The sequence below is a fragment of the Bradyrhizobium sp. F1.4.3 genome, assembly GCF_040548375.1.
GTDB lineage: Bacteria > Pseudomonadota > Alphaproteobacteria > Rhizobiales > Xanthobacteraceae > Bradyrhizobium.
This window is the reverse complement of the sequence record NZ_JBEPRN010000009.1, coordinates 19,037-37,229: the sequence shown is the minus strand read 5'-3', so window position 1 is coordinate 37,229 and position 18,193 is coordinate 19,037. Positions and strand designations below refer to the sequence as shown.

Below are 18,193 nucleotides of genomic sequence, written 5' to 3'. Positions count from 1 at the left end.
GAGCCTGCATCACGCCGACTTTGGACAAATGGCAATTCGGCAGAATGATGGGCAAGCCTGAGAGCTATCGTTCGGGTTGTCGGACCCATATAGACGCGGCTGCGAATGGAGCACCATCGTAAAGCAAGCCGACCTGCGGAGATGTCAGAAAAAGAGCGTCGTGCGCCAACGAGGCTGAATATCTGAGTTCGGTGTGTCTCCATTCGAGCCGCGACGAAACGTCAGAAATCGTGCTGATTTCCGAACCTTCAAGAACGAAGCGTCCGGAATGAACCTCGTAGCCCAAGGCGCTTAAGGCCCCTTCGCTCCCAAGGACAACTAGCATCATCCGTTGGTCGCTCGTGAAGACAAGCGATCCGGTCGCGCTAGTGCCGAAGGGCCACTTTGTAGGGGCGTCGGGAAATTCGTGCCAAACTCTGGAGAGCTTCCACCAACCCATTAGTTCATTCAGTGAAATCGTCATCGATGCGCCGGCTCGGTTTCGCTTAGGAAGATGCGCCCAAGTTTGCGAGACAAACCCCCGATGTCAACTTCCGCTTGTGGCCTTATGCGACGTTAGGCAGTGCCCGTTCCTTCGCCGCTGTCGAGAGTTGAGCGGCCTGGGTCGCGGCCGACCGCTCGATGAGCACACGCCCTAAATCACCCCCGCCAGCCGCAGCGCCACGCCGGCGGCACAACTCCCCGCCAGCACCGTGAGCATGCCGAGCTTGAAGCGGAAGATCGCGGTCGCAGCCGTGATCGACAGCAGCAGCGCCGGGATATCGACGCTGGTCAGCACTGGCATGTCGAAGTTCAACGGGAAAGTATGGACCGACACGGTCTCGTGGAACAGCGTGTGCAGCGCGAACCAGATCGAGAGGTTGAGGATCACGCCGACGACGGCGGCGGTGATGGCGCTGAGCGCGCCGGCGAGGCCCTTGTGGCCGCGCAGCAGTTCGATGTAGGGGGCGCCCACAAAAATCCAGAGGAAGCAGGGCGTGAACGTCACCCAGGTCGCGAGCAATCCGCCGAGCGTGGCCGCGAGCATCGGCGACAGGCCGCTGGCGTCGCGGTAGGCCGCCATGAAGCCCACGAACTGGAGCACCATGATCAGCGGGCCCGGCGTGGTCTCGGCCATGCCGAGGCCGTCGAGCATCTCGTGCGGCTTGAGCCAGTGATAGTGCTCGACCGCCTGCTGGGCGACATAGGCGAGCACGGCATAGGCGCCGCCGAAGGTGACCAGCGCCATCTTTGAGAAGAACAGCGCGATCTGGCTGAACACGCTGGCCTGCCCGAGAGCCGCAAGCAGCGCGATCACCGGCACCAACCACAGCCCAAGCCACAACGCGCCGACACGGATCGCGCGCCCTGTGCCGGGACGGACGTGGTCGGGTACGGCTTCGCCGAGCATGCTGTCGATCGCGGCATCGCCGCCGCCATGACCGGCCTGCGCGAATTCCGGACGGCCCTGCCTGGCGCCGGCATAGCCGATCACGCCGGCGGCGATGATGATGATCGGGAAGGGGACGGCGAAGAAGAAGATCGCGACGAAGGCGGTCGCGGCGAGCGCGATCATGATGCGATTCCTCAGCGCGCGCTTGCCGACGCGCACCACCGCCTCGACGACGATGGCGAGCACGGCGGCCTTCAGCCCGAAGAACAGCGCCTCGACGAAGCTGACATTGCCGAAGGCGGCGTAGACGTAGCTCAAGCCCATGATGGCGATGATGCCGGGCAGGATGAACAGCCCGCCCGCCATCAGCCCGCCGGCAGTGCGGTGCATCAGCCAGCCGATATAGGTGGCGAGCTGCTGTGCCTCCGGTCCCGGCAAGAGCATGCAGTAGTTCAGCGCATGCAGAAAGCGGCCTTCGGAGATCCAGTTCTTCTCCTCGACCAGGATGCGGTGCATCACCGCGATCTGGCCCGCGGGCCCACCAAAACTGAGGCAGGCGACGCGGAGCCAGACGCGAAACGCTTCACCGAAGCTGATGCCGTGACCGGCATCAGCTTCGGCTTGAATGCTACGGGTATCCATCAGGCCTTCACCTTGTTGGTCGGCCAGTTGTGGGTCTCAGCCGTAGCGTCGCGGCACCAGCGATAGAAGGCGTCGTAGAGAAGCATGCCGGCTTCGAGCTGTTCGAGGTCGTCGTCGTACATGCGTGAGAGCCCGAGCGAGGCCGCGAGCAGGCCGGGCGCCTCCGGCGCGAGGTCGGGCCGCGCGGTGTCGGCGCCGCGCACCAGGGTTGCGAGCCGGAGCAAAGCCGGCGTGGTGATCCCGAACTCCTCGATCATGATGTCGAAGGTGCAGAGCTCGCCGCGGTGGCTCCAGAACACGTTCTCGATGTCGAAGGGCGCTGCATTGAAGCGCTCGCCGACGGCGACCACCTCGGATGGTGCCACGAACAGGAACACCGCGTTAGGATCGACGAAACGGCGGATCAGCCAGGGACAGGCGATGCGGTCGACCTTCGGCCGCGCCCGCGTCACCCAGACGGTGCGGCCTTTCGCATCGCGTGGTGGCAGCTTGCGGGTGTCGACGAGCGGCAGCTTTGCCGCCTTCCAACCCTCGAAGCCGCCCTCCAAGGTCTCGGCCTGCACGCCGAGCTGGCGCAACCAGGCCGCAGTGCCCTGCGCGAGCTTTTCGCCGCGCAGGCATGAGACGATCGCGGAGCGGCCGGCAAATTCGCCGCCCCAGTCCGAGACGTTGTCGTGGCTAAGCTTGATGGAGCCGGGAATCAGCCGCCGGTCGGCGGCGAAATCCTCGTCCGTACGCACGTCGATTAGGGCAGGGGCGTTTCCCGTGCCGATCAGCCGTGCCAATTTGTCAGATGATATCGTCGTGTAGGAAGACATGATGCGCCCTCGTAAAAGCAAACGGGACGCGATACTTGGGCATGTCGCCTCGTGGGGAGATCGCTCAAATCCCCATGAACGCCATTACAGCGAAACCGCGCCGAGCTGTCAATCGGCTCGTTTCCTTGATTTTGCACCGGCATCCCGCAGGTCTATATTGCGGGTCAACGGACCAGACCTTTCGGAGACTTTGCGATGCATTCCCATTCCATCGAACAATGGACGCACGACCATGCGTTCCTCGGCGAGAAGCACGACGAGAACGAGCGGCGTACCTGGCTGGTTGTGGTCCTGACGCTGGTCATGATGGTTGGCGAGATCGTTGCCGGCTCGCTGTTCGGCTCGATGGCGCTGCTCGCCGACGGCTGGCACATGGGCACGCATGCGGCGGCACTCGGCATTGCCGCGTTCGCCTACCGCTTCGCGCGCCGGCACCTGGGGAACGCGCATTTCACCTTCGGCACCGGCAAGTTCGGCGATCTCGCCGCCTTCTCCAGCGCGATCATTCTGGGATTGATCGCGGTCGAGATCGCCTATGAAAGCGTGCTGCGGCTGTTCACGCCGGTGCCGATCGTCTATGGCGAGGCGATTGCGGTGGCAGCCCTCGGTCTGTGCGTCAACCTCACCAGCGCGTGGCTGCTGCGCGACAGCCATAATCATCATCACGATCACGATCACGGCCACGGCCACGGCCACGGCCATGCGCATCATGACCACGATCATCACCACCATCATCACGACAACAATCTTCGCGCGGCCTATGTCCACGTGATGGCTGATGCCGCGACCTCGGTGCTGGCGATCGGCGCGCTCTTCGTTGCGATGTATTCGGGCTGGGTCTGGGCCGATCCGGCCGTCGGCCTGGTCGGCAGCGCGGTGATCGCGAGCTGGGCGTTCGGCCTGATCAAGACGTCCGGCGCAGTGCTGCTCGACGTCCGCGCCGACGAGAAGCTCGAGCGCACCATCCGCGCCCGCATGGAGGTCGGAGAGGACCGCGTCACCGACCTGCATCTCTGGCAGGTCGGGCCCGGCCATTGCGCCGTGCTGGTCTCGGTGGTGTCGGACCAGCCAAAGCAGCCGGCCGTCTACAAGCGGCGGCTCGCCGGCCTGAAGGGCCTGAGCCACGTCACGGTCGAGGTCGAGGCCTGCCCGCATTGACGTGATCGGCGGGAACGGAATTCTGCGGCGCAGCCGGGGTTGATCCTCGGTCGCAGCTTACCCAACCGCTGCAAGGAGGACCAAGGATGATGCCAAAGATCACGCTCGCACTCGCTGTCGCCGCGCTCGCTCTGTCGGGCCATGCTGCGGTGGCGCAATCGGAAAAGACCGGCGTCGAGAAGCTCTACATCCTCAATTGCGGGGAGGGGACCGCCGGTGACATCTCGCGCTGGACGCCGGGGTTGAACGAGGGCAAGACGATGGACTTCGTTGACACCTGCTATCTCATCAAGCACGCGCAGGGCTGGTTCCTGTGGGACACCGGCATCGCCGATTCCGTTGCCGCCATGCCCAACGGCCTTACGCCCGCCGATCCCAAGGCCGTCACCTGGCGCCGGCCGAAGACGCTCGAGGCCCAGCTCGAGCAGCTCGGCGTCAAGCCCGCCGACATCAAGCGGATGGGCGTCTCGCACACCCATCCCGACCATATCGGCAATGTCGAGCTGTTCCCGCAGGCAACGCTCTACGTGCAGAAGGCCGAATATGACTGGCCTGGCGCCAACAACGAACCGCGCTTCAAGCCCTCGCATCCCGTCGAATTGCTCGCGGGCGACAAGGACGTGTTCGGCGACGGCAGCCTAACCATTCTGTCGACGCCTGGCCATACGCCCGGCCATCAGTCGTTGCTGGTGAAACTGCCGAAGACCGGCGCGGTGGTGCTGTCCGGCGATGCCGTTCACTTCAAGGACAACTGGGACAACCGCCGTGTGCCCAGTATGAACGCCAACAAGGAACAGAGCGCGGCCTCGATGCAAAAGATCGCCGACACCCTCGACAAGGAGAAGGCGCAGCTCTGGATCAACCACGACAAGGCCCAGCGCGACAGCCAGAAGATGTCGCCGGAGTTTTACGACTAACCGCTCGCGCCGCTCCTGCTGCCATGATGCTGGCAGCAGGAGCGTGCTAGGGGCCCGCAACAAGCTCCGCGACAGGAGATGATTGTGGGAGAATGGACCGGGGTTGCGATTGCGCTGGCATCGAGCAGTATCGGCGGCACCGCGGCGGCGATCACCCGCTATCTCGTCGTCGGCGCCGATCCGGTCCTGCTTGCGATCCTGCGCTGGGGGATCGGCTTTCTCTGCCTCTTGCCCTGCGCGCTCCTGCTCGGCGTGCGCTGGCCGCAGCGCTCCGATTGGCCGGCGGTGGCGCTGCTCGGCATTTGCTTCTTCGGCCTGTTCTTCATCCTCTACAACATCGCGGTGTCCTATACGACCGCCGCGCGCGCCAGTCTGGCGCTGGCGACGCTGCCGCTCCATACCATGGTGGTCGGTGCGATTCTCGGCGTCGAGCGGCTGACGGCGCGCAAGATCATTGGCGTCGGCATCGCCGTGCTCGGCGTGGCGGGGGCACTGGCCGCGGGCCTGGCACAGAGCCCGCCCGGCGCCTGGCGCGGCGAACTGATCATGACCGGCGCCGTGTTCTGCATGGCGTTCTACAACGTGTTGTCGCGTCCGTTGATGCAGCGTTCCAGTGCGCTCGGCTTTCTCACCGTCGGCATGGGTGCGGGCGCCGTCGTGCTGGTGCTGGCGGGGCTCTTGAAGGGCAGCTTTGCGGCACTCGCCCACTTCACGACGGAGCAGTGGATCGCCGGCATCTATCTCGGCGCCGGCGGCGGCGCGCTTGCCTTCATCCTCTGGGTCATGGCGCTGGCGCGTGCGACGCCGACCCGGGTCGCCAATACGATGACGGTCAATCCGATCGCGGCCACCTTGCTGGCGGCGCTGCTGATCGGCGAGCCGATCACGCCAAATCTTCTGATCGGGCTGGTTGCCGTGTTCGCCGGCATCTGGATCGCGACCAGCGAGGCGAAGCCGGCCTAGCTGTGCGGCGACGTCACTGCGGGCGGGTTGGCTTCGGGCGTCTTCTTCGGCTTGAGCGTGCCGGCATAGAAGGAGACCAGCCAGACCAGGATGATTGCGAGGAGATAGACGCCCCAGGCCTGCGGTGGCGTGGTCGCCCAGCGCAGGAGGCCTTTGAACGTGCGGGGCGGGCTTGTGTCTTCGGTCATGGTTCGCTTGTGCGCGAAAGCCGCAAGCCCGTCAATCCGGCCGCGGCGCGGCGCGGATCAGGAACAGCGCGGCCAGCGCCGAGAGGCTCAGCGCGGACGAGACGATCAGCACCTTGGCTCCCATGATGTCGATGAGCAGGCCGAAGGCGAGCGGCGCTGCCGCCTGTGCCATCCGCGCCGGCGCGCCGATGACGCCGAGGCGGTAGCCGAAATCCTTCGGGCCGAAGATCGACAGCGGCAGCGTGCCGCGCGCGATCGTCAGGATGCCGTTACCCGAGCCGTGGAGCAGCGCAAACGCGGTGGCGGCGGGGGCGCCGAAGATGGCAACGACGGCTGCGCCGAGCGGATGGGTGAGGCAGGCGAGGCGCGTCGACCACAGCGGATGGAAGCGGCTCAGAAAGCCCGCCTCTAGAATGCGCGCGACCACCTGCGCCGGGCCGATCAGCGCGCCGGCCGCGATCGCCTGGACATGCGTCGCGCCCGTTGCTTCCAGGATGCGTGGGAAATGGACGGCCATTGCGCCGGTCACGGTCCAGACCGCCGCAAAGACGAAGGCGAGCAGGATCATGGTGCGGTCGAGCGGCAAATGCGGCTTTTCCGCCGTCGCCGCGGCGTGCTTCGCGCCCTTGATCGCCGGCAGCATGACGAAGTTGAGGGGCAGGCCGATCAGGACGTTGGCGGCGGCCCAGGCGAAACACGTGTCGCGCCAGCCGATATGGGCGAGCCCCCAGGCGGTGAGCGGCCAGCCGACGGTCGAGGCAAAGCCCGCCATCAGCGTGATGCCGGTGATCGAGCCGCGCGCCTCGGTGCCGTAGATGCGGCCGAGGGCTGCGAAGGCGGCATCGTAAAGTCCCATCGCCATGCCGATGCCGAGCACGAGCCAGGCGATCGCCATCACCGCCACCGATTGCGAGAAGCCGAGCAGAACGAGGCCGGCGGCGATGGTCAGGTTCGAGGCCGACAGCACCTGCCGGCCGCCGACGAGATCGATCTGCCTCCCGATGCGCGGACCGAGCATCGCGGAGATCACCAGCGAGGCCGAGAACGCGCCAAAGATCCAGTTGGAGGAGACGCCGAGGTCATGTGCCATCGGGTCGGCGAGCAAGGCCGGCAGGTAGTAGCTGGAAGCCCAGGCCAGGGTCTGCGTGGTGCCGAGCGCCAGGATGATTGGAAGTTGGCGCTGGCTCATGTCCTCGTGTTTCTGGTCGGCAGTGTCATCGGTTGCATTTGCGGCCCGTAGCGGGAGCGCGTCAACAGCGTTCGCGGCATATTCGATCTGCTGCCGGCGGGAGCCTTGGTTGCGCACGACCCGCGCGCGGCCTTTCGCTCGTCACGAATGCACGCCATAATGGCGTATGCAATTGACCTCGCGCCTCGGGCTGATGAACTGGCTGACGGGCCAGGGGCTCACCGGCCTGCCCGAAAACGAACTGCTCCGTGGGTTCTGCGAGCGTTGCCGCGCCGAGGGGCTGGAACTCTCGCGCGGGCTCGTCGTCATCGACACGCTACATCCGATCTATGAGGGCCGCGGCTTCCGCTGGAGCGACCGGCAGAGCAATGAGAGCGACGTGTTCGAATACGGCTCGACTGCCGAGGGCGATGCGGCGAAGAGTTGGCGCCGTTCGGTGTTCTTCCACATGCTCGAGCACGGCCACGACGAGATGGTGATCGATCTTGCCGATGCGCCCTCGATGGATTTCTCGCAGATCGGCGAACTCGCCGAGAAGGGGCACAAGCACTATCTCGCCTTCGTGCATCGCTTCGGCGAGAACGGTGCGCTCGGCCTGATGGACTGCCTCTATTCCTGCTGGACCACGCGCCGACCCGAAGGTTTTGGCGAAGCCGAGCTCGAAGCTCTGCGCGATCTCGTGCCGGTGCTGGGGCTCGCGATCAAGTCGGCGCAGCAGGTCGACATCGCGCGTACGCTCGGCCGCGTCTATCTCGGCCGCGGCGCCTCCGAACAGGTCCTGGGCGGGCGCATCTCGCGCGGCGTGACCGAGCGGATCAATGCCGTGCTGTGGTATTCGGATTTGCGCGGCTCGACCGGGATCAGCGAGAGCATCGGCCCCGACGAGATCATCCCGTTCCTCAATGATTATGCGCAGGCCGTGATCGATGCGATCCACGACGCCGGCGGCGATGTGCTGAAGCTGATCGGCGACGGTGTGCTCGCGATGTTCACCGGCGCGGATATGGCGGATGCGCGCCGCGCCGGGCTACGTGCCGAGCATGTGTCCCGCAAGAACGTTGCGGCGCTGAACGCGCGCCGGGAAGCCGATGGCCGTCCCACCACGTCGGCCTATATCGGCCTGCATGTCGGCGAAGTCTTCTACGGCAATATCGGCAGCGAGGATCGGCTCGATTTCACGGTGGTGGGGCCGACCGTCAACGAGGTGAGCCGCATCGCCTCGATGAGCCGCTCGGTCGACCGGGAGCTATTGGCGTCAGCGGAGTTCTACAAAGGCCTCGATGCCGCCGGCCGCCGCTATCTCGTCTCCACCGGCCGCTACGCGCTCCGTGGCATCGGCCGCGCGCAGGACCTCTATACGCTCGATCCAGAGGTCGACAGCAGCGAGCCGGTGACGGGGAGTTACGAGCGGTATCTGGCGGGTTAGCACCGCGCCGCCGCGCCGTCCCCCACCAAGTCCGGCTGCCGATCCAATGCCACCGCAGGCGAAAGCCAGATGACCAGTGCCTGCACGCCGAACACGGCGGCTGCGAGATAGAGGCAGGCCTCCGCACCGTAAAATCCGCCGACGATCGCTCCCAACGCAGAACCCAGCGGGCGTGCGCCGTAGCTCATGATGTTGATGGCGGAGACGCGCCCCAACAGGCGCGGCGGCGTCACCGACTGGCGCAGCGTCGTGGTCGAGATCACCCACAGGATCGGGCCGACGCCGAGCAGGAAGAAGCTGAGGCCAGCAAGCCAGGGCGAGGGCACCAGCACCGTCAGCGCCATCACCACCGAGGCGACGAAGCCGGTGACCGGGCCAAGCCCCACGACGGTGCCGAAAGCGATCCGTTTCATCACACGCGTTGCGAACAGCGCGCCAATCACCATGCCGACGCCGTACATCGTCAGCACGGAGCCGACACCGGCCGCGGTCAAACCGAGATGGCGCACCGCGTAGGGCACGAACACCGCGATCTGGAGGAACCAGCCGGTATTGAAGATGAACTGGGTGATGAACACCGGCCGCAACAGGCGGTGATGGAAGACGAAGGCCGCGCTTTCGCGGATGTCCTGGAATGGATGGCGTCGCGGCGAAGGCGCCCGCGCCGGCTCGTAGATGCCGGAGAGCAGCACCACGGCGATGGCCGAGAGCGCGGCAGCAAAGCCGAAGGCGGGGCTCGCGCCCCACCAGCCCACCAAAGCGCCGCCGACCGCAGGGCCGCTGGCAAAGGCGATGGTGCGGGCGAGCTCGATCCGTGCATTGGCGGCTGGCAGCAGTTCCGAACTTACCAGTGAGGGCACCAGCGCCGGCGCGGCCACGCTGTAGACGACGGTGCCGCATACAGCAGCAAAGCCGAGCAGCGCCAGCAGCGACAGATTGAGCGCGCCGAGCGCGAGCAGCAGCACGATTGTCCCGAGCGCGGCGGCCCGCAGCGCCTCGGCGCCCGCCATCAGCGCGCGGCGGGAGATGCGGTCGGCGAGCAGACCCGCCGGAATGGCGAACAGCACAAAGGGCAGGGTCAGGGCGGTCTGCAACAGTCCGGTCTGGCCCTCGGCAACGCCGAGCGTCAGCACGGCGACGATCGGCGCTGCAGCCAGCGCGATCTGCTCGGCCGATTGCGCCGCGAGGTTGGACCAGGCCAAGCGGTTGAACGTATCAGGAAGGCGGGGCGTCGTTGACATGGCTCGTTTCCTGCAAAGTCGGGTTTGCGCCAGTATCCGCCCCCTAGGGCAGCCAAACCCACCCGCTTCCCGACAGGGCCGCGCAACACTGGCCCGCAGTGGGAACCGAAGCGGCTAGATGCAGTTGCAAATGAGTTGCAATAAGGCTCGACTTCGGTATTGTGCCAGCATGGATGCCCGATCGCCCGATCTGACCCCCGACGCCGCCGGCTGGCGCACCGACGCGCCGACCACCAAGAGCTTGGCCGAGGTGAATGCCACCGTCGCAATCCCCGCGGCGGGGGCGTGGTGGCGGCGGCTGCTCGCCTTTGTAGGTCCGGGCTATCTGGTGTCGGTCGGCTACATGGACCCCGGCAACTGGGCCACCGATCTCGCCGGCGGGTCGAAATTCGGCTACACGCTGCTCTCGGTCATCCTGCTCTCGAATTTGATGGCGATCCTGCTTCAGTCGCTGGCGGCTCGGCTCGGCATCGTCACCGACCGCGATCTCGCGCAGGCTTGCCGCGCGACCTATTCGCCGGCCGTGAATTTTCTGCTCTGGCTCGCCTGCGAGGCGGCGATCATCGCCTGCGACCTCGCCGAGGTGATCGGCACCGCGATCGCGCTGAAGCTGTTATTCGGCATTCCCCTGATCGGCGGCGCGCTCATCGCAGCGCTGGACGCCTTCCTGCTTCTGGTCCTGATGAACCGCGGCTTCCGTTTCCTGGAAGCTTTCGTCATGGCGCTGCTCGCGGTGATCGCGGTCTGCTTTGCGGTCCAGATCGTGGCCGCGGCGCCGCCGGTGGCCGACGTGCTGCGTGGCTTTACGCCGAAAGCGGAAATCTTCACCAATCCTGAAATGCTCTACATCGCGATCGGCATCATTGGCGCCACCGTGATGCCGCATAATCTCTATCTACACTCCTCGATCGTGCAGACGCGCGCCTATGAGCGCAACGACACGGGCCGGCGCGAGGCGATCAAATGGGCGACGACGGACTCGACCATCGCGCTGATGCTGGCGCTGTTCATCAATGCCGCGATCCTCGTTGTCGCTGCCGCGACCTTCCACAAGAGCGGCCATTCCGACGTCGCCGAGATCGACCAAGCCTTCGAGCTGCTCTCGCCGCTGCTCGGCCTCGGCATCGCCTCGACGCTGTTTGCAATTGCGCTGCTCGCCTCGGGCCTGAATTCAACGGTAACCGCGACGCTCGCCGGCCAGATCGTGATGGAAGGCTTTCTCGACCTCCGCCTGCCGAGCTGGGCGCGCCGCCTGCTCACGCGCGGCATCGCCATCGTTCCGGTTATCGTCGTCACCGCGATCTACGGCGAGCGCGGCACTGCGGATCTGCTGGTGTTCAGCCAGGTCGTGCTGTCGATGCAGCTGCCCTTCGCGGTCATCCCGTTGGTGCGCTTCGTCTCCGACCGACGCAAGATGGGGAAGTTCGCGATCCCCGCGTGGGTCGCCGCGATCGCTTGGATCGTCGCGGGCGTGATCGTGGTTCTGAACGTGAAGCTGCTGGTGGATACGCTGTTCGGGTAGGGGGGCGAATAGCGAGTGGCGAATGGAATTTGTCCTATTCGCGATTCGCCACTCGCTATTCGCGATCTTAATCCTGCGGTTCGGACGCGGCATCACCCTGCGCGTCGATGCGCAGCCAGCCTGATGGCGCGAGGCGCTGCTGCGGCAGGAAACGGGCCTTGTAGTCCATCTTCTTGGAGCCTTCGATCCAGTAGCCGAGATAGACGTAGGGAAGGCCTTGCCGGCGGGCGCGCGCGATGTGGTCGAGGATCATGAAGGTGCCCATCGAGCGGCTGACCTGGCCCGGCTCGAAGAACGAATAGACCATCGACAGACCGTCGCTGAGCACATCGGTGAGGGCGACTGCGATCAGCTCCTCGCCGCGGCCGGTGATGCCGCTGTCGGGGCCGCGCTTGCGGTACTCGATGATGCGGGTCTCGACGTGGCTGTCCTCGACCATCATGGCGTAGTCGAGCACGGTCATGTCGGCCATGCCGCCATGGCGGTGGCGGGCGTCGAGATAGGCACGGAACACCGAATACTGTTCGGAGGTCGGCACCGCGCTGCGCTGCTCGCCGATGATGTCGGCGTTGCGCGCCATCACTTTGCGGAAGTTGCGGGAGGGGCGGAACTCGTTGGCGACCACCCGGACCGAGACGCAGGCGCGGCACTGGTCGCAGGCCGGCCGGTAGGCGATCGACTGGCTGCGGCGGAACCCGCCATGGGTCAGGAGGTCATTCAGGTCACCGGCGCGCTCTCCCACCAGGTGCGTAAACACCTTGCGCTCATGCCGGCCCGGCAGATACGGGCAGGGGGACGGCGCCGTGAGGTAAAATTGGGGCGTGTCGCGCGAATGCTGGGTCAAGGGACGTCGTGGGCCTCCGAAGTGAGTATCAGCATCGCGCTACGAAAGCCCCCGGTCAATTGGCCTGCTCGGCAGGGCAGATCAGTCAGCTTAGTAGGTCCTGGTTGATAGGTCCTTGATCAGTAGGTTCTGGCCGCCTGAGGCACCGGCGCCCGAACGGAATTGTTGATGATCACTGTTCCCAGCACGAAATCGTGCAGCAGGCGCCGGCGGCCGTTGAACAAGCCGACCAGAACCACGAAGGGCGACAGGAACGACACCGTCACCCAGAACAGCACGGCATGGGTGGCGCCGAGCACGAAATAGCCGGGCGCGCCGTACCAGGTGCGCAACTCCAGGTCCATCACCCGCATCCCGATCGTCGCCGAACGGGGGCCACCGATACAGGCGCCGTAGTAGACGATGGCCCAGACCACGGAGGCGGGCCAGGCCAGCCAGAACAGCGCCCAGCCGATGCCGAGCGTGACCACGCCGAAAACAGCGATGAAGAGGTAGCCCAGGATCACCGGCACTGAGATCACGACCATGTCGATCAGGAAGGCGAACACCCGCCGCGTCGCTACGCCGCGGAACAGGTCCGGATGCAGATAGGGATCGTAGGCATGAGCCCCGCCGTCATTGCGCCAGGCATTGCCCGAGTCCGAATACGACATGTCCGTTCTCCCAGGGAAAACTCCCGTGACAGGACATGGGAACAGGCCGTCCGCGTGCCAAGGGTGCGCAGGGATTAACAAGCCGAAATATTCCGGCGATTCCGCGGCGGAGGGGGCGGGAGGAAAGGGCGCTGGTGCCACACCACAATGTCTCCTGGCGAAACCCATAACCACAGGGAGCAGTTTGGCGAGAACTGGAAGTTGACCGCTTCGCCAGTATTGATACCGCGCATCAAGGATAGATCACGCAGTATGAATCCCCTGGCTTTCGCCAGGACGACGTTGTTCGCCTACCCCTGCGCCCGCAGTTTCTCTGCAGCCTTCGGCGCAAAGTAGCTGAGCACGCCATCGGCGCCGGCGCGCTTGAACGCGAGCAGGCTCTCCATCATCGCGCGCTCGCCGTCGAGCCAGCCGTTGTTGGCGGCTGCCGCAATCATCGCGTATTCGCCGGAGACCTGGTACGCGAAGGTCGGCATCGCAAAGGTGTCCTTCACCCGGCGGACCACGTCGAGATAGGGCATGCCGGGCTTCACCATCACCATGTCGGCGCCCTCGGAGATGTCGAGCTCGACCTCGCGCAGCGCTTCATCGGTGTTGGCGCTGTCCATCTGGTAGGTGCGCTTGTCGCCGGTCAGCGTCTTGGCCGAGCCGATGGCGTCGCGGAACGGGCCGTAGAAGGCGGAGGCGTATTTTGCCGCATAGGCCATGATCTGCACGTCGAGCAGGCCTGCGTGGTCCAGTCCCTCGCGGATTGCGGCGACGCGGCCGTCCATCATGTCGGAGGGCGCGATGATGTCGCAGCCGGCTTCGGCCTGCACCAGCGCCTGGCGCACCAACACCGCGACCGTCTCGTCGTTCAAAATCTTGCCGTCGGTGATCAGGCCGTCATGGCCGTGGCTGGTGAAGGGATCGAGCGCGACGTCGCAGAGGATGCCGAGATCGGGAAACTCCTTCTTGATCGCGCGCACGGCCTGGCAGACCAGATTGTTCGGATTGGTTGCTTCCGATCCCTCCTCGTCGCGCAGGGACGGGTCGGTATAGGGAAACAGCGCGATGCAGGGGATGGTGAGCTTTATTGCGCGCTCGGCATCGCGCACGGCCTGGTCCACGCTGAGGCGGTCGACGCCCGGCATCGAGGCGATCTGCTCGCGCTGGTTGTTGCCGTCGATCAGGAACAGCGGCCAGATCAGATCGTCGGTGGTAAGCACGTTCTCGCGCACCATGCGCCGGGCCCATTCGGCCTTGCGGTTGCGTCGCGGGCGGATGGTCAGATCGAGGGCAGGGGAGGTCGCGGCGCCATCCCGGCGCGAAACCTCGCGCAATTCGATCGGACGTCCGTATTTGATCGCCATCACTCTTCCTCCGGCTGGAATTATTCTTATACCAGCTCGCATGGTTCCCGTCACCGCGGCTTGACCTGCCGCAGGGCAAAATTGAAGTGACCAATTGAAGTGATTTGGGCAGCCGATTGATTTTGCGAGGCGAAGCAGCCAGAAGGGGGCCATGTCCGATATCTCCACCCGCGATGCGGCCCGCGACAGCGCCAACGCCAGGGACGCCTCAAGAGACAGTGCCAGAGACAATGCGATGTCGGTGGCGGCGATTTCGTCGGAGCGCCGGGAGTCTGACGACAATGTCTGGACGCGGCGGCTGGTGCTGTTCCTGCGGGTGATGGCGCTGCTCTCGATCCTCAAGGGCCTCTATCACTGGGCGCAGGTTACCGGCTTCGTCGGCGGCGAGGACGAGGCGTTCGAGAACCAGTCGACGGCCTGGCAGGCTTCGACCATCTACTTCGCCGTGATTGAGCTCGTCGCCGCCGTCGGCCTCTGGCTCGCCACGCCCTGGGGCGCGGTGGTGTGGCTGACGACCGTGGTGTCGATGGCGGTGATCGAACTGATGTTCCCGGGCATCTACGGCGGCAGCCTGATTGTGGTCGGGGTGGAGGCCATCATGCTCGCCGCTTATCTCGCGCTCGCCTGGATGGCGGCGCGCGAACGGCCGCCATAGCGACTCGTCGGCACTGCAAATTGCGCTCGTGCCCCGGACGCAGCGCAGCGCGCCGCACTTGCGGCGTGGTGCGCTGCTGAGCCGGGGCCCATTTCTCCGCGGTCTATGCTTTGGCTATCTGGGTCCCGGATCTGCGCTTCGCTTGTCCGGGACACGTGACGGTTTCACGTCCGCGTGGTTGACCGTTGGTTGCGTAAAATTCGAGGTAACTTTTCGTTGACTCCGTGCATTCCGCCACAGCTCTTACGCGCGCGTTTCGAAACGGGGCGAGGCTGTTCTGGAATGCGACAGAATGGGCGGACGGAGGGTGAACAGGACCTTGCGAAGGTCAACAGACGGTTGCGAAAAGTGCTTGTGGCACAGGCTTAATCCGCAATTCACTGTCTTAAATTCATGATCTCTTTATTCTCTTATTTAAGCCGATGTTCAAACGGGCCCCTTAAGTTGCACCTATCAGACGGGACACAAGTTTCGTCGAATAAGTGTCGATAAAAACGACAACAGGGGAAGTGTCATGATGAAAGCCGTTGCAACTGCGGCAGATACCGCAGAGCGCGTCTCCGGCCAGCAGGGTTCGGTGCAGACGCTCTATCTGGAAGCTTTGACTCTGGTGGAGCGGCTGCATCGCCGACTCCTTGATGTCATCAAGGACGAGTTCGATCGCCGCGGTCGCGCCGACATCAACTCCGTGCAGGCGCTCTTGCTTTACAACATCGGCGACAAGGAGCTGACCGCGGGCGAACTGCGCACGCGCGGTTACTATCTCGGCTCCAACGTCTCCTACAATCTGAAGAAGCTCGTCGAGCTCGGCTTCCTCGATCATCAGCGCTCGCGCGTTGACCGCCGCTCGGTGCGCATCCGCTTGACCCCGCAGGGCCAGGAAGTCCGCCGCATCGTCGACTCGCTCTACCAGAAGCACGTCAAGACCGTGGAACAGGTCGGCGGCATCTCGGGCGAGGAGTTCTCGACCCTGAACAAGTCGCTGCACCGCCTCGAGCGGTTCTGGACCGACCAGATCCTGTATCGGCTCTGAGTTTTTAAGAAGGACGAAGGCCAAGCCGGCTCACAACAAGACCGGCGAGCCTCCCGAACGTGCCTAAACTTCCCCAAGCGCATCGGCCCGGCTCTGCCCGGACCGGTGCGTTTTGTCGTTTTTTGCAGCTGCAAAAAAAATCGCCGGCTGGGCGGAACGAGTTCCCGGCTCGGTGCTTATCCCTTTCGGACGGAGGCTGACGATGCTGGTCGAGCGCGGCTTGGGGGCGATGAACGTGGAACTCGTGAGCGAGGCCTATGCCATCGCCGCGAACTACCTTCGCCGCTCCGGCGCGATCCCCGACACGCTCGTTACCAACGAACGCCTGCTCGAGATCATCGTGAAACTGCTCCAGCTCGGCGAATTCAACAAGATCAGGTTGGCCAACAAGGCCATCGCCAGGTTCGAGGCGCAACAGCCCGGGGCCAGAGCGGTTGCCTGATCAAAACTCCCAGAATTCTGACGAACCAGAGGGTGCCATGGAAGCTGCCATCGACCGCATCATGCAAACCTATGACCTGCTCGCCAACCGTACGTCCGCGGCGAGCGAAGAGGCGCGGGCCAAGGTGACGAACTACCTCAATACCCTGATGGAAGCCGGCGAGAAGGACACCCACAGGTTGACCGTCTGCGGCCTGACCTATCTGCGCCAGCTCGACGGAACCGTCGACCCGGTGAAGGCTGGGTATACCGGTCTGTAGACAGCTGGGGCATACCCCCAATCGGCCGCGACTGGTCCTGTCGACTTCTGGGCCTCCAAATCCCACGATCCCCACCATATCTGGCATAATTCCCGCTCCCGACCCGCAAATGCTTGGCCGGGGGCGGGCGATGTGGTAGATCGCGCTCGCCGCTTCCGATCACCACACCAGACCCGCCCGTAGCCCGCCAAAAGGCTGCGGCGGTGGAGATATTCGCAAGATGACCTTCGCCAAAACCGCCTCCGCGCCCGATTCGTTTTTCACCGCCGCGCTCGACCAGGCCGACCCGGAAATCGCCGCCGCCATCAAGGGCGAGCTCGGCCGGCAGCGCCATGAGGTCGAGCTGATCGCCTCCGAGAACATCGTCAGCCGTGCCGTGCTGGAAGCGCAGGGTTCGGTGATGACCAACAAATACGCGGAAGGCTATCCGGGCGCGCGCTACTACGGCGGTTGTGAGTGGGTCGACGTCGCCGAGAACCTCGCGATCGATCGCGCCAAGAAGCTGTTCGGCGCGAACTTCGCCAACGTGCAGCCGAACTCCGGCAGCCAGATGAACCAGGCGGTGTTCCTGGCGCTGCTCCAGCCCGGCGACACCTTCATGGGCCTCGACCTCGCGGCCGGCGGCCATCTCACCCACGGCTCGCCCGTCAACATGAGCGGCAAGTGGTTCAAGGCCGCGCACTACACCGTGCGCCGCGAGGATCAGCTCATCGACATGGATGCGGTGGCCAAGCAGGCCGAGCAGGTCAAGCCGAAGCTGATCATCGCCGGCGGCTCGGCCTATTCGCGCTCCTGGGATTTCAAGCGTTTCCGCGAGATCGCGGATAGCGTCGGCGCGTATCTGCTGGTCGACATGGCGCATTTCGCCGGTCTCGTCGCTGGCGGCGTGCATGCCTCGCCGGTGCCGTATGCGCACGTCACCACCACCACGACGCACAAATCGCTGCGCGGCCCGCGCGGCGGTCTGATGCTGTGGAATGACGAGACGCTGACCAAGAAGCTCAATTCGGCGATCTTCCCGGGCCTCCAGGGCGGTCCGCTGATGCACGTGATCGCGGCGAAGGCTGTCGCCTTCGGCGAGGCGCTGCGTCCGGACTTCAAGGTCTATGCGAAGAACATCGTCGAGAATGCCAAGGCGCTGGCCGAGACGCTGAAGAGCCACGGGCTCGATATCGTCTCCGGCGGCACCGACAACCATCTGATGCTGGTCGACCTTCGGCCGAAGAGCCTCAAGGGCAACGTCTCGGAGAAGGCGCTGGTCCGCGCGGCCATCACTTGCAACAAGAACGGCATTCCCTTCGACCCCGAGACGCCCTTCGTCACCTCGGGCCTGCGGCTCGGCACGCCGGCTGCGACGACCCGCGGCTTTGGCGTCGCCGAATTCCAGCAGGTCGGCGGCATGATCGCCGAGGTCCTCAGTGCGATCGCGCAGTCCGACGACGGCAAGGCGCCGCTGGCCGAAGCCGCGATCAAGGAACGGGTCAAGGCGCTCACTGATCGGTTCCCGATCTATCAGTAA

Annotated in this window: 18 protein-coding genes; 10 read left to right on the top strand and 8 right to left on the bottom strand. The window is 64.9% G+C overall.

The genetic code is table 11. From position 1 onward, the window contains the following. Window positions 1–634: 634 nt before the first annotated feature. Window positions 635–2,014 (bottom strand): chromate efflux transporter, encoded by a 1,380-nt coding sequence (gene chrA / locus ABIB73_RS22565; RefSeq protein WP_354227463.1) that lies wholly within the window; start codon window positions 2,012–2,014, stop codon window positions 635–637. Next, window positions 2,014–2,832: a chromate resistance protein ChrB domain-containing protein gene (locus tag ABIB73_RS22560; protein WP_354227461.1), complete on the bottom strand. Its 819-nt coding sequence runs from the start codon at window positions 2,830–2,832 to the stop codon at window positions 2,014–2,016. Before ABIB73_RS22560 ends, chrA begins: the two co-directional genes overlap by 1 nt. 195 nt (window positions 2,833–3,027) lie before the next feature. Between ABIB73_RS22560 and dmeF the strand changes: the two genes are divergently transcribed. From dmeF to ABIB73_RS22545, 3 genes are all read left to right on the top strand, one after another. Then, on the top strand, window positions 3,028–3,990 hold the full coding sequence (dmeF, locus tag ABIB73_RS22555) for a CDF family Co(II)/Ni(II) efflux transporter DmeF (RefSeq protein ID WP_354227459.1): 963 nt from the start codon (window positions 3,028–3,030) through the stop codon (window positions 3,988–3,990). An 86-nt stretch (window positions 3,991–4,076) separates the two neighbouring features. After that, complete coding sequence (locus ABIB73_RS22550; RefSeq protein WP_354227457.1) at window positions 4,077–4,907, top strand: N-acyl homoserine lactonase family protein; 831 nt, start codon at window positions 4,077–4,079, stop codon at window positions 4,905–4,907. Window positions 4,908–4,991: 84 nt separating this feature from the next. Beyond that, a complete protein-coding gene (locus ABIB73_RS22545; protein ID WP_354227455.1) occupies window positions 4,992–5,870 on the top strand; it encodes a DMT family transporter in 879 nt (292 codons plus the stop codon). Here the strand turns inward: ABIB73_RS22545 and ABIB73_RS22540 are convergent. Together ABIB73_RS22540 and ABIB73_RS22535 are read right to left on the bottom strand one after the other, a co-directional pair. Beyond that, a complete protein-coding gene (locus ABIB73_RS22540; RefSeq protein WP_354227453.1) occupies window positions 5,867–6,058 on the bottom strand; it encodes a hypothetical protein in 192 nt (63 codons plus the stop codon). The two genes, ABIB73_RS22545 and ABIB73_RS22540, sit on opposite strands and share 4 nt — an antisense overlap. Before the next feature lie 31 nt (window positions 6,059–6,089). Next, window positions 6,090–7,247 carry an MFS transporter gene (locus ABIB73_RS22535; RefSeq protein ID WP_354227451.1) on the bottom strand — a complete coding sequence of 386 codons (1,158 nt, stop codon included), beginning with the start codon at window positions 7,245–7,247 and terminating at the stop codon, window positions 6,090–6,092. Window positions 7,248–7,413: 166 nt separating this feature from the next. Here ABIB73_RS22535 and ABIB73_RS22530 point away from each other — a divergent pair, with 166 nt between their 5' ends. Beyond that, window positions 7,414–8,673 carry an adenylate/guanylate cyclase domain-containing protein gene (locus tag ABIB73_RS22530; protein WP_354227449.1) on the top strand — a complete coding sequence of 420 codons (1,260 nt, stop codon included), beginning with the start codon at window positions 7,414–7,416 and terminating at the stop codon, window positions 8,671–8,673. On the opposite strand, the gene ABIB73_RS22525 is transcribed toward ABIB73_RS22530, so the two are convergent. Then, window positions 8,670–9,914 (bottom strand): MFS transporter, encoded by a 1,245-nt coding sequence (locus ABIB73_RS22525; protein ID WP_354227447.1) that lies wholly within the window; start codon window positions 9,912–9,914, stop codon window positions 8,670–8,672. The two genes, ABIB73_RS22530 and ABIB73_RS22525, sit on opposite strands and share 4 nt — an antisense overlap. A 169-nt stretch (window positions 9,915–10,083) precedes the next feature. Here ABIB73_RS22525 and ABIB73_RS22520 point away from each other — a divergent pair, with 169 nt between their 5' ends. Next, window positions 10,084–11,436, top strand: coding sequence for an Nramp family divalent metal transporter (locus ABIB73_RS22520; protein ID WP_354227445.1), 1,353 nt, complete (start codon window positions 10,084–10,086; stop codon window positions 11,434–11,436). Window positions 11,437–11,503: 67 nt separating this feature from the next. On the opposite strand, the gene ABIB73_RS22515 is transcribed toward ABIB73_RS22520, so the two are convergent. The 3 genes from ABIB73_RS22515 to hemB form a co-directional block, all read right to left on the bottom strand. Continuing rightward, window positions 11,504–12,280, bottom strand: coding sequence for an arginyltransferase (locus ABIB73_RS22515; protein ID WP_063194860.1), 777 nt, complete (start codon window positions 12,278–12,280; stop codon window positions 11,504–11,506). Window positions 12,281–12,399: 119 nt separating this feature from the next. Beyond that, window positions 12,400–12,933, bottom strand: coding sequence for an RDD family protein (locus ABIB73_RS22510; protein ID WP_354227443.1), 534 nt, complete (start codon window positions 12,931–12,933; stop codon window positions 12,400–12,402). 290 nt (window positions 12,934–13,223) lie between these two features. Then, window positions 13,224–14,285, bottom strand: a complete 1,062-nt coding sequence (gene hemB / locus ABIB73_RS22505; RefSeq protein ID WP_354227441.1) for a porphobilinogen synthase — start codon at window positions 14,283–14,285, stop codon at window positions 13,224–13,226. Window positions 14,286–14,436: 151 nt separating this feature from the next. On the opposite strand from hemB, the gene ABIB73_RS22500 reads away from it, so the two are divergent. The 5 genes from ABIB73_RS22500 (at window position 14,437) to glyA (ending at window position 18,193) form a co-directional block, all read left to right on the top strand. Beyond that, a complete protein-coding gene (locus ABIB73_RS22500; protein ID WP_354227439.1) occupies window positions 14,437–14,940 on the top strand; it encodes a DUF6163 family protein in 504 nt (167 codons plus the stop codon). Between the two features lie 514 nt (window positions 14,941–15,454). After that, the gene (gene ldtR / locus ABIB73_RS22495) at window positions 15,455–15,973 is read left to right on the top strand and encodes a transcriptional regulator LdtR (protein ID WP_007603420.1); all 519 of its coding nucleotides are present in this window, start codon (window positions 15,455–15,457) and stop codon (window positions 15,971–15,973) included. Window positions 15,974–16,175: 202 nt separating this feature from the next. Continuing rightward, window positions 16,176–16,415: a hypothetical protein gene (locus tag ABIB73_RS22490; protein WP_354227437.1), complete on the top strand. Its 240-nt coding sequence runs from the start codon at window positions 16,176–16,178 to the stop codon at window positions 16,413–16,415. Between the two features lie 37 nt (window positions 16,416–16,452). Next, entirely contained in the window at window positions 16,453–16,674 is a 222-nt protein-coding gene (locus ABIB73_RS22485) for a hypothetical protein (protein WP_354227435.1), read from the top strand. 220 nt (window positions 16,675–16,894) lie between these two features. Continuing rightward, window positions 16,895–18,193, top strand: a complete 1,299-nt coding sequence (gene glyA, locus ABIB73_RS22480) for a serine hydroxymethyltransferase (RefSeq protein WP_354227434.1) — start codon at window positions 16,895–16,897, stop codon at window positions 18,191–18,193.

Coding starts and splice junctions, on each gene's coding strand:
- chrA (WP_354227463.1), bottom strand. CDS start 2,014: ATGGATACCCGTAGCATTCAAGCCGAAGCTGATGCCGGTCACGGCATC.
- ABIB73_RS22560 (WP_354227461.1), bottom strand. CDS start 2,832: ATGTCTTCCTACACGACGATATCATCTGACAAATTGGCACGGCTGATC.
- dmeF (WP_354227459.1), top strand. CDS start 3,028: ATGCATTCCCATTCCATCGAACAATGGACGCACGACCATGCGTTCCTC.
- ABIB73_RS22550 (WP_354227457.1), top strand. CDS start 4,077: ATGATGCCAAAGATCACGCTCGCACTCGCTGTCGCCGCGCTCGCTCTG.
- ABIB73_RS22540 (WP_354227453.1), bottom strand. CDS start 6,058: ATGACCGAAGACACAAGCCCGCCCCGCACGTTCAAAGGCCTCCTGCGC.
- ABIB73_RS22535 (WP_354227451.1), bottom strand. CDS start 7,247: ATGAGCCAGCGCCAACTTCCAATCATCCTGGCGCTCGGCACCACGCAG.
- ABIB73_RS22530 (WP_354227449.1), top strand. CDS start 7,414: ATGCAATTGACCTCGCGCCTCGGGCTGATGAACTGGCTGACGGGCCAG.
- ABIB73_RS22525 (WP_354227447.1), bottom strand. CDS start 9,914: ATGTCAACGACGCCCCGCCTTCCTGATACGTTCAACCGCTTGGCCTGG.
- ABIB73_RS22520 (WP_354227445.1), top strand. CDS start 10,084: ATGGATGCCCGATCGCCCGATCTGACCCCCGACGCCGCCGGCTGGCGC.
- ABIB73_RS22510 (WP_354227443.1), bottom strand. CDS start 12,933: ATGTCGTATTCGGACTCGGGCAATGCCTGGCGCAATGACGGCGGGGCT.
- hemB (WP_354227441.1), bottom strand. CDS start 14,285: ATGGCGATCAAATACGGACGTCCGATCGAATTGCGCGAGGTTTCGCGC.
- ABIB73_RS22500 (WP_354227439.1), top strand. CDS start 14,437: ATGTCCGATATCTCCACCCGCGATGCGGCCCGCGACAGCGCCAACGCC.
- ldtR (WP_007603420.1), top strand. CDS start 15,455: ATGATGAAAGCCGTTGCAACTGCGGCAGATACCGCAGAGCGCGTCTCC.
- ABIB73_RS22490 (WP_354227437.1), top strand. CDS start 16,176: ATGCTGGTCGAGCGCGGCTTGGGGGCGATGAACGTGGAACTCGTGAGC.
- ABIB73_RS22485 (WP_354227435.1), top strand. CDS start 16,453: ATGGAAGCTGCCATCGACCGCATCATGCAAACCTATGACCTGCTCGCC.
- glyA (WP_354227434.1), top strand. CDS start 16,895: ATGACCTTCGCCAAAACCGCCTCCGCGCCCGATTCGTTTTTCACCGCC.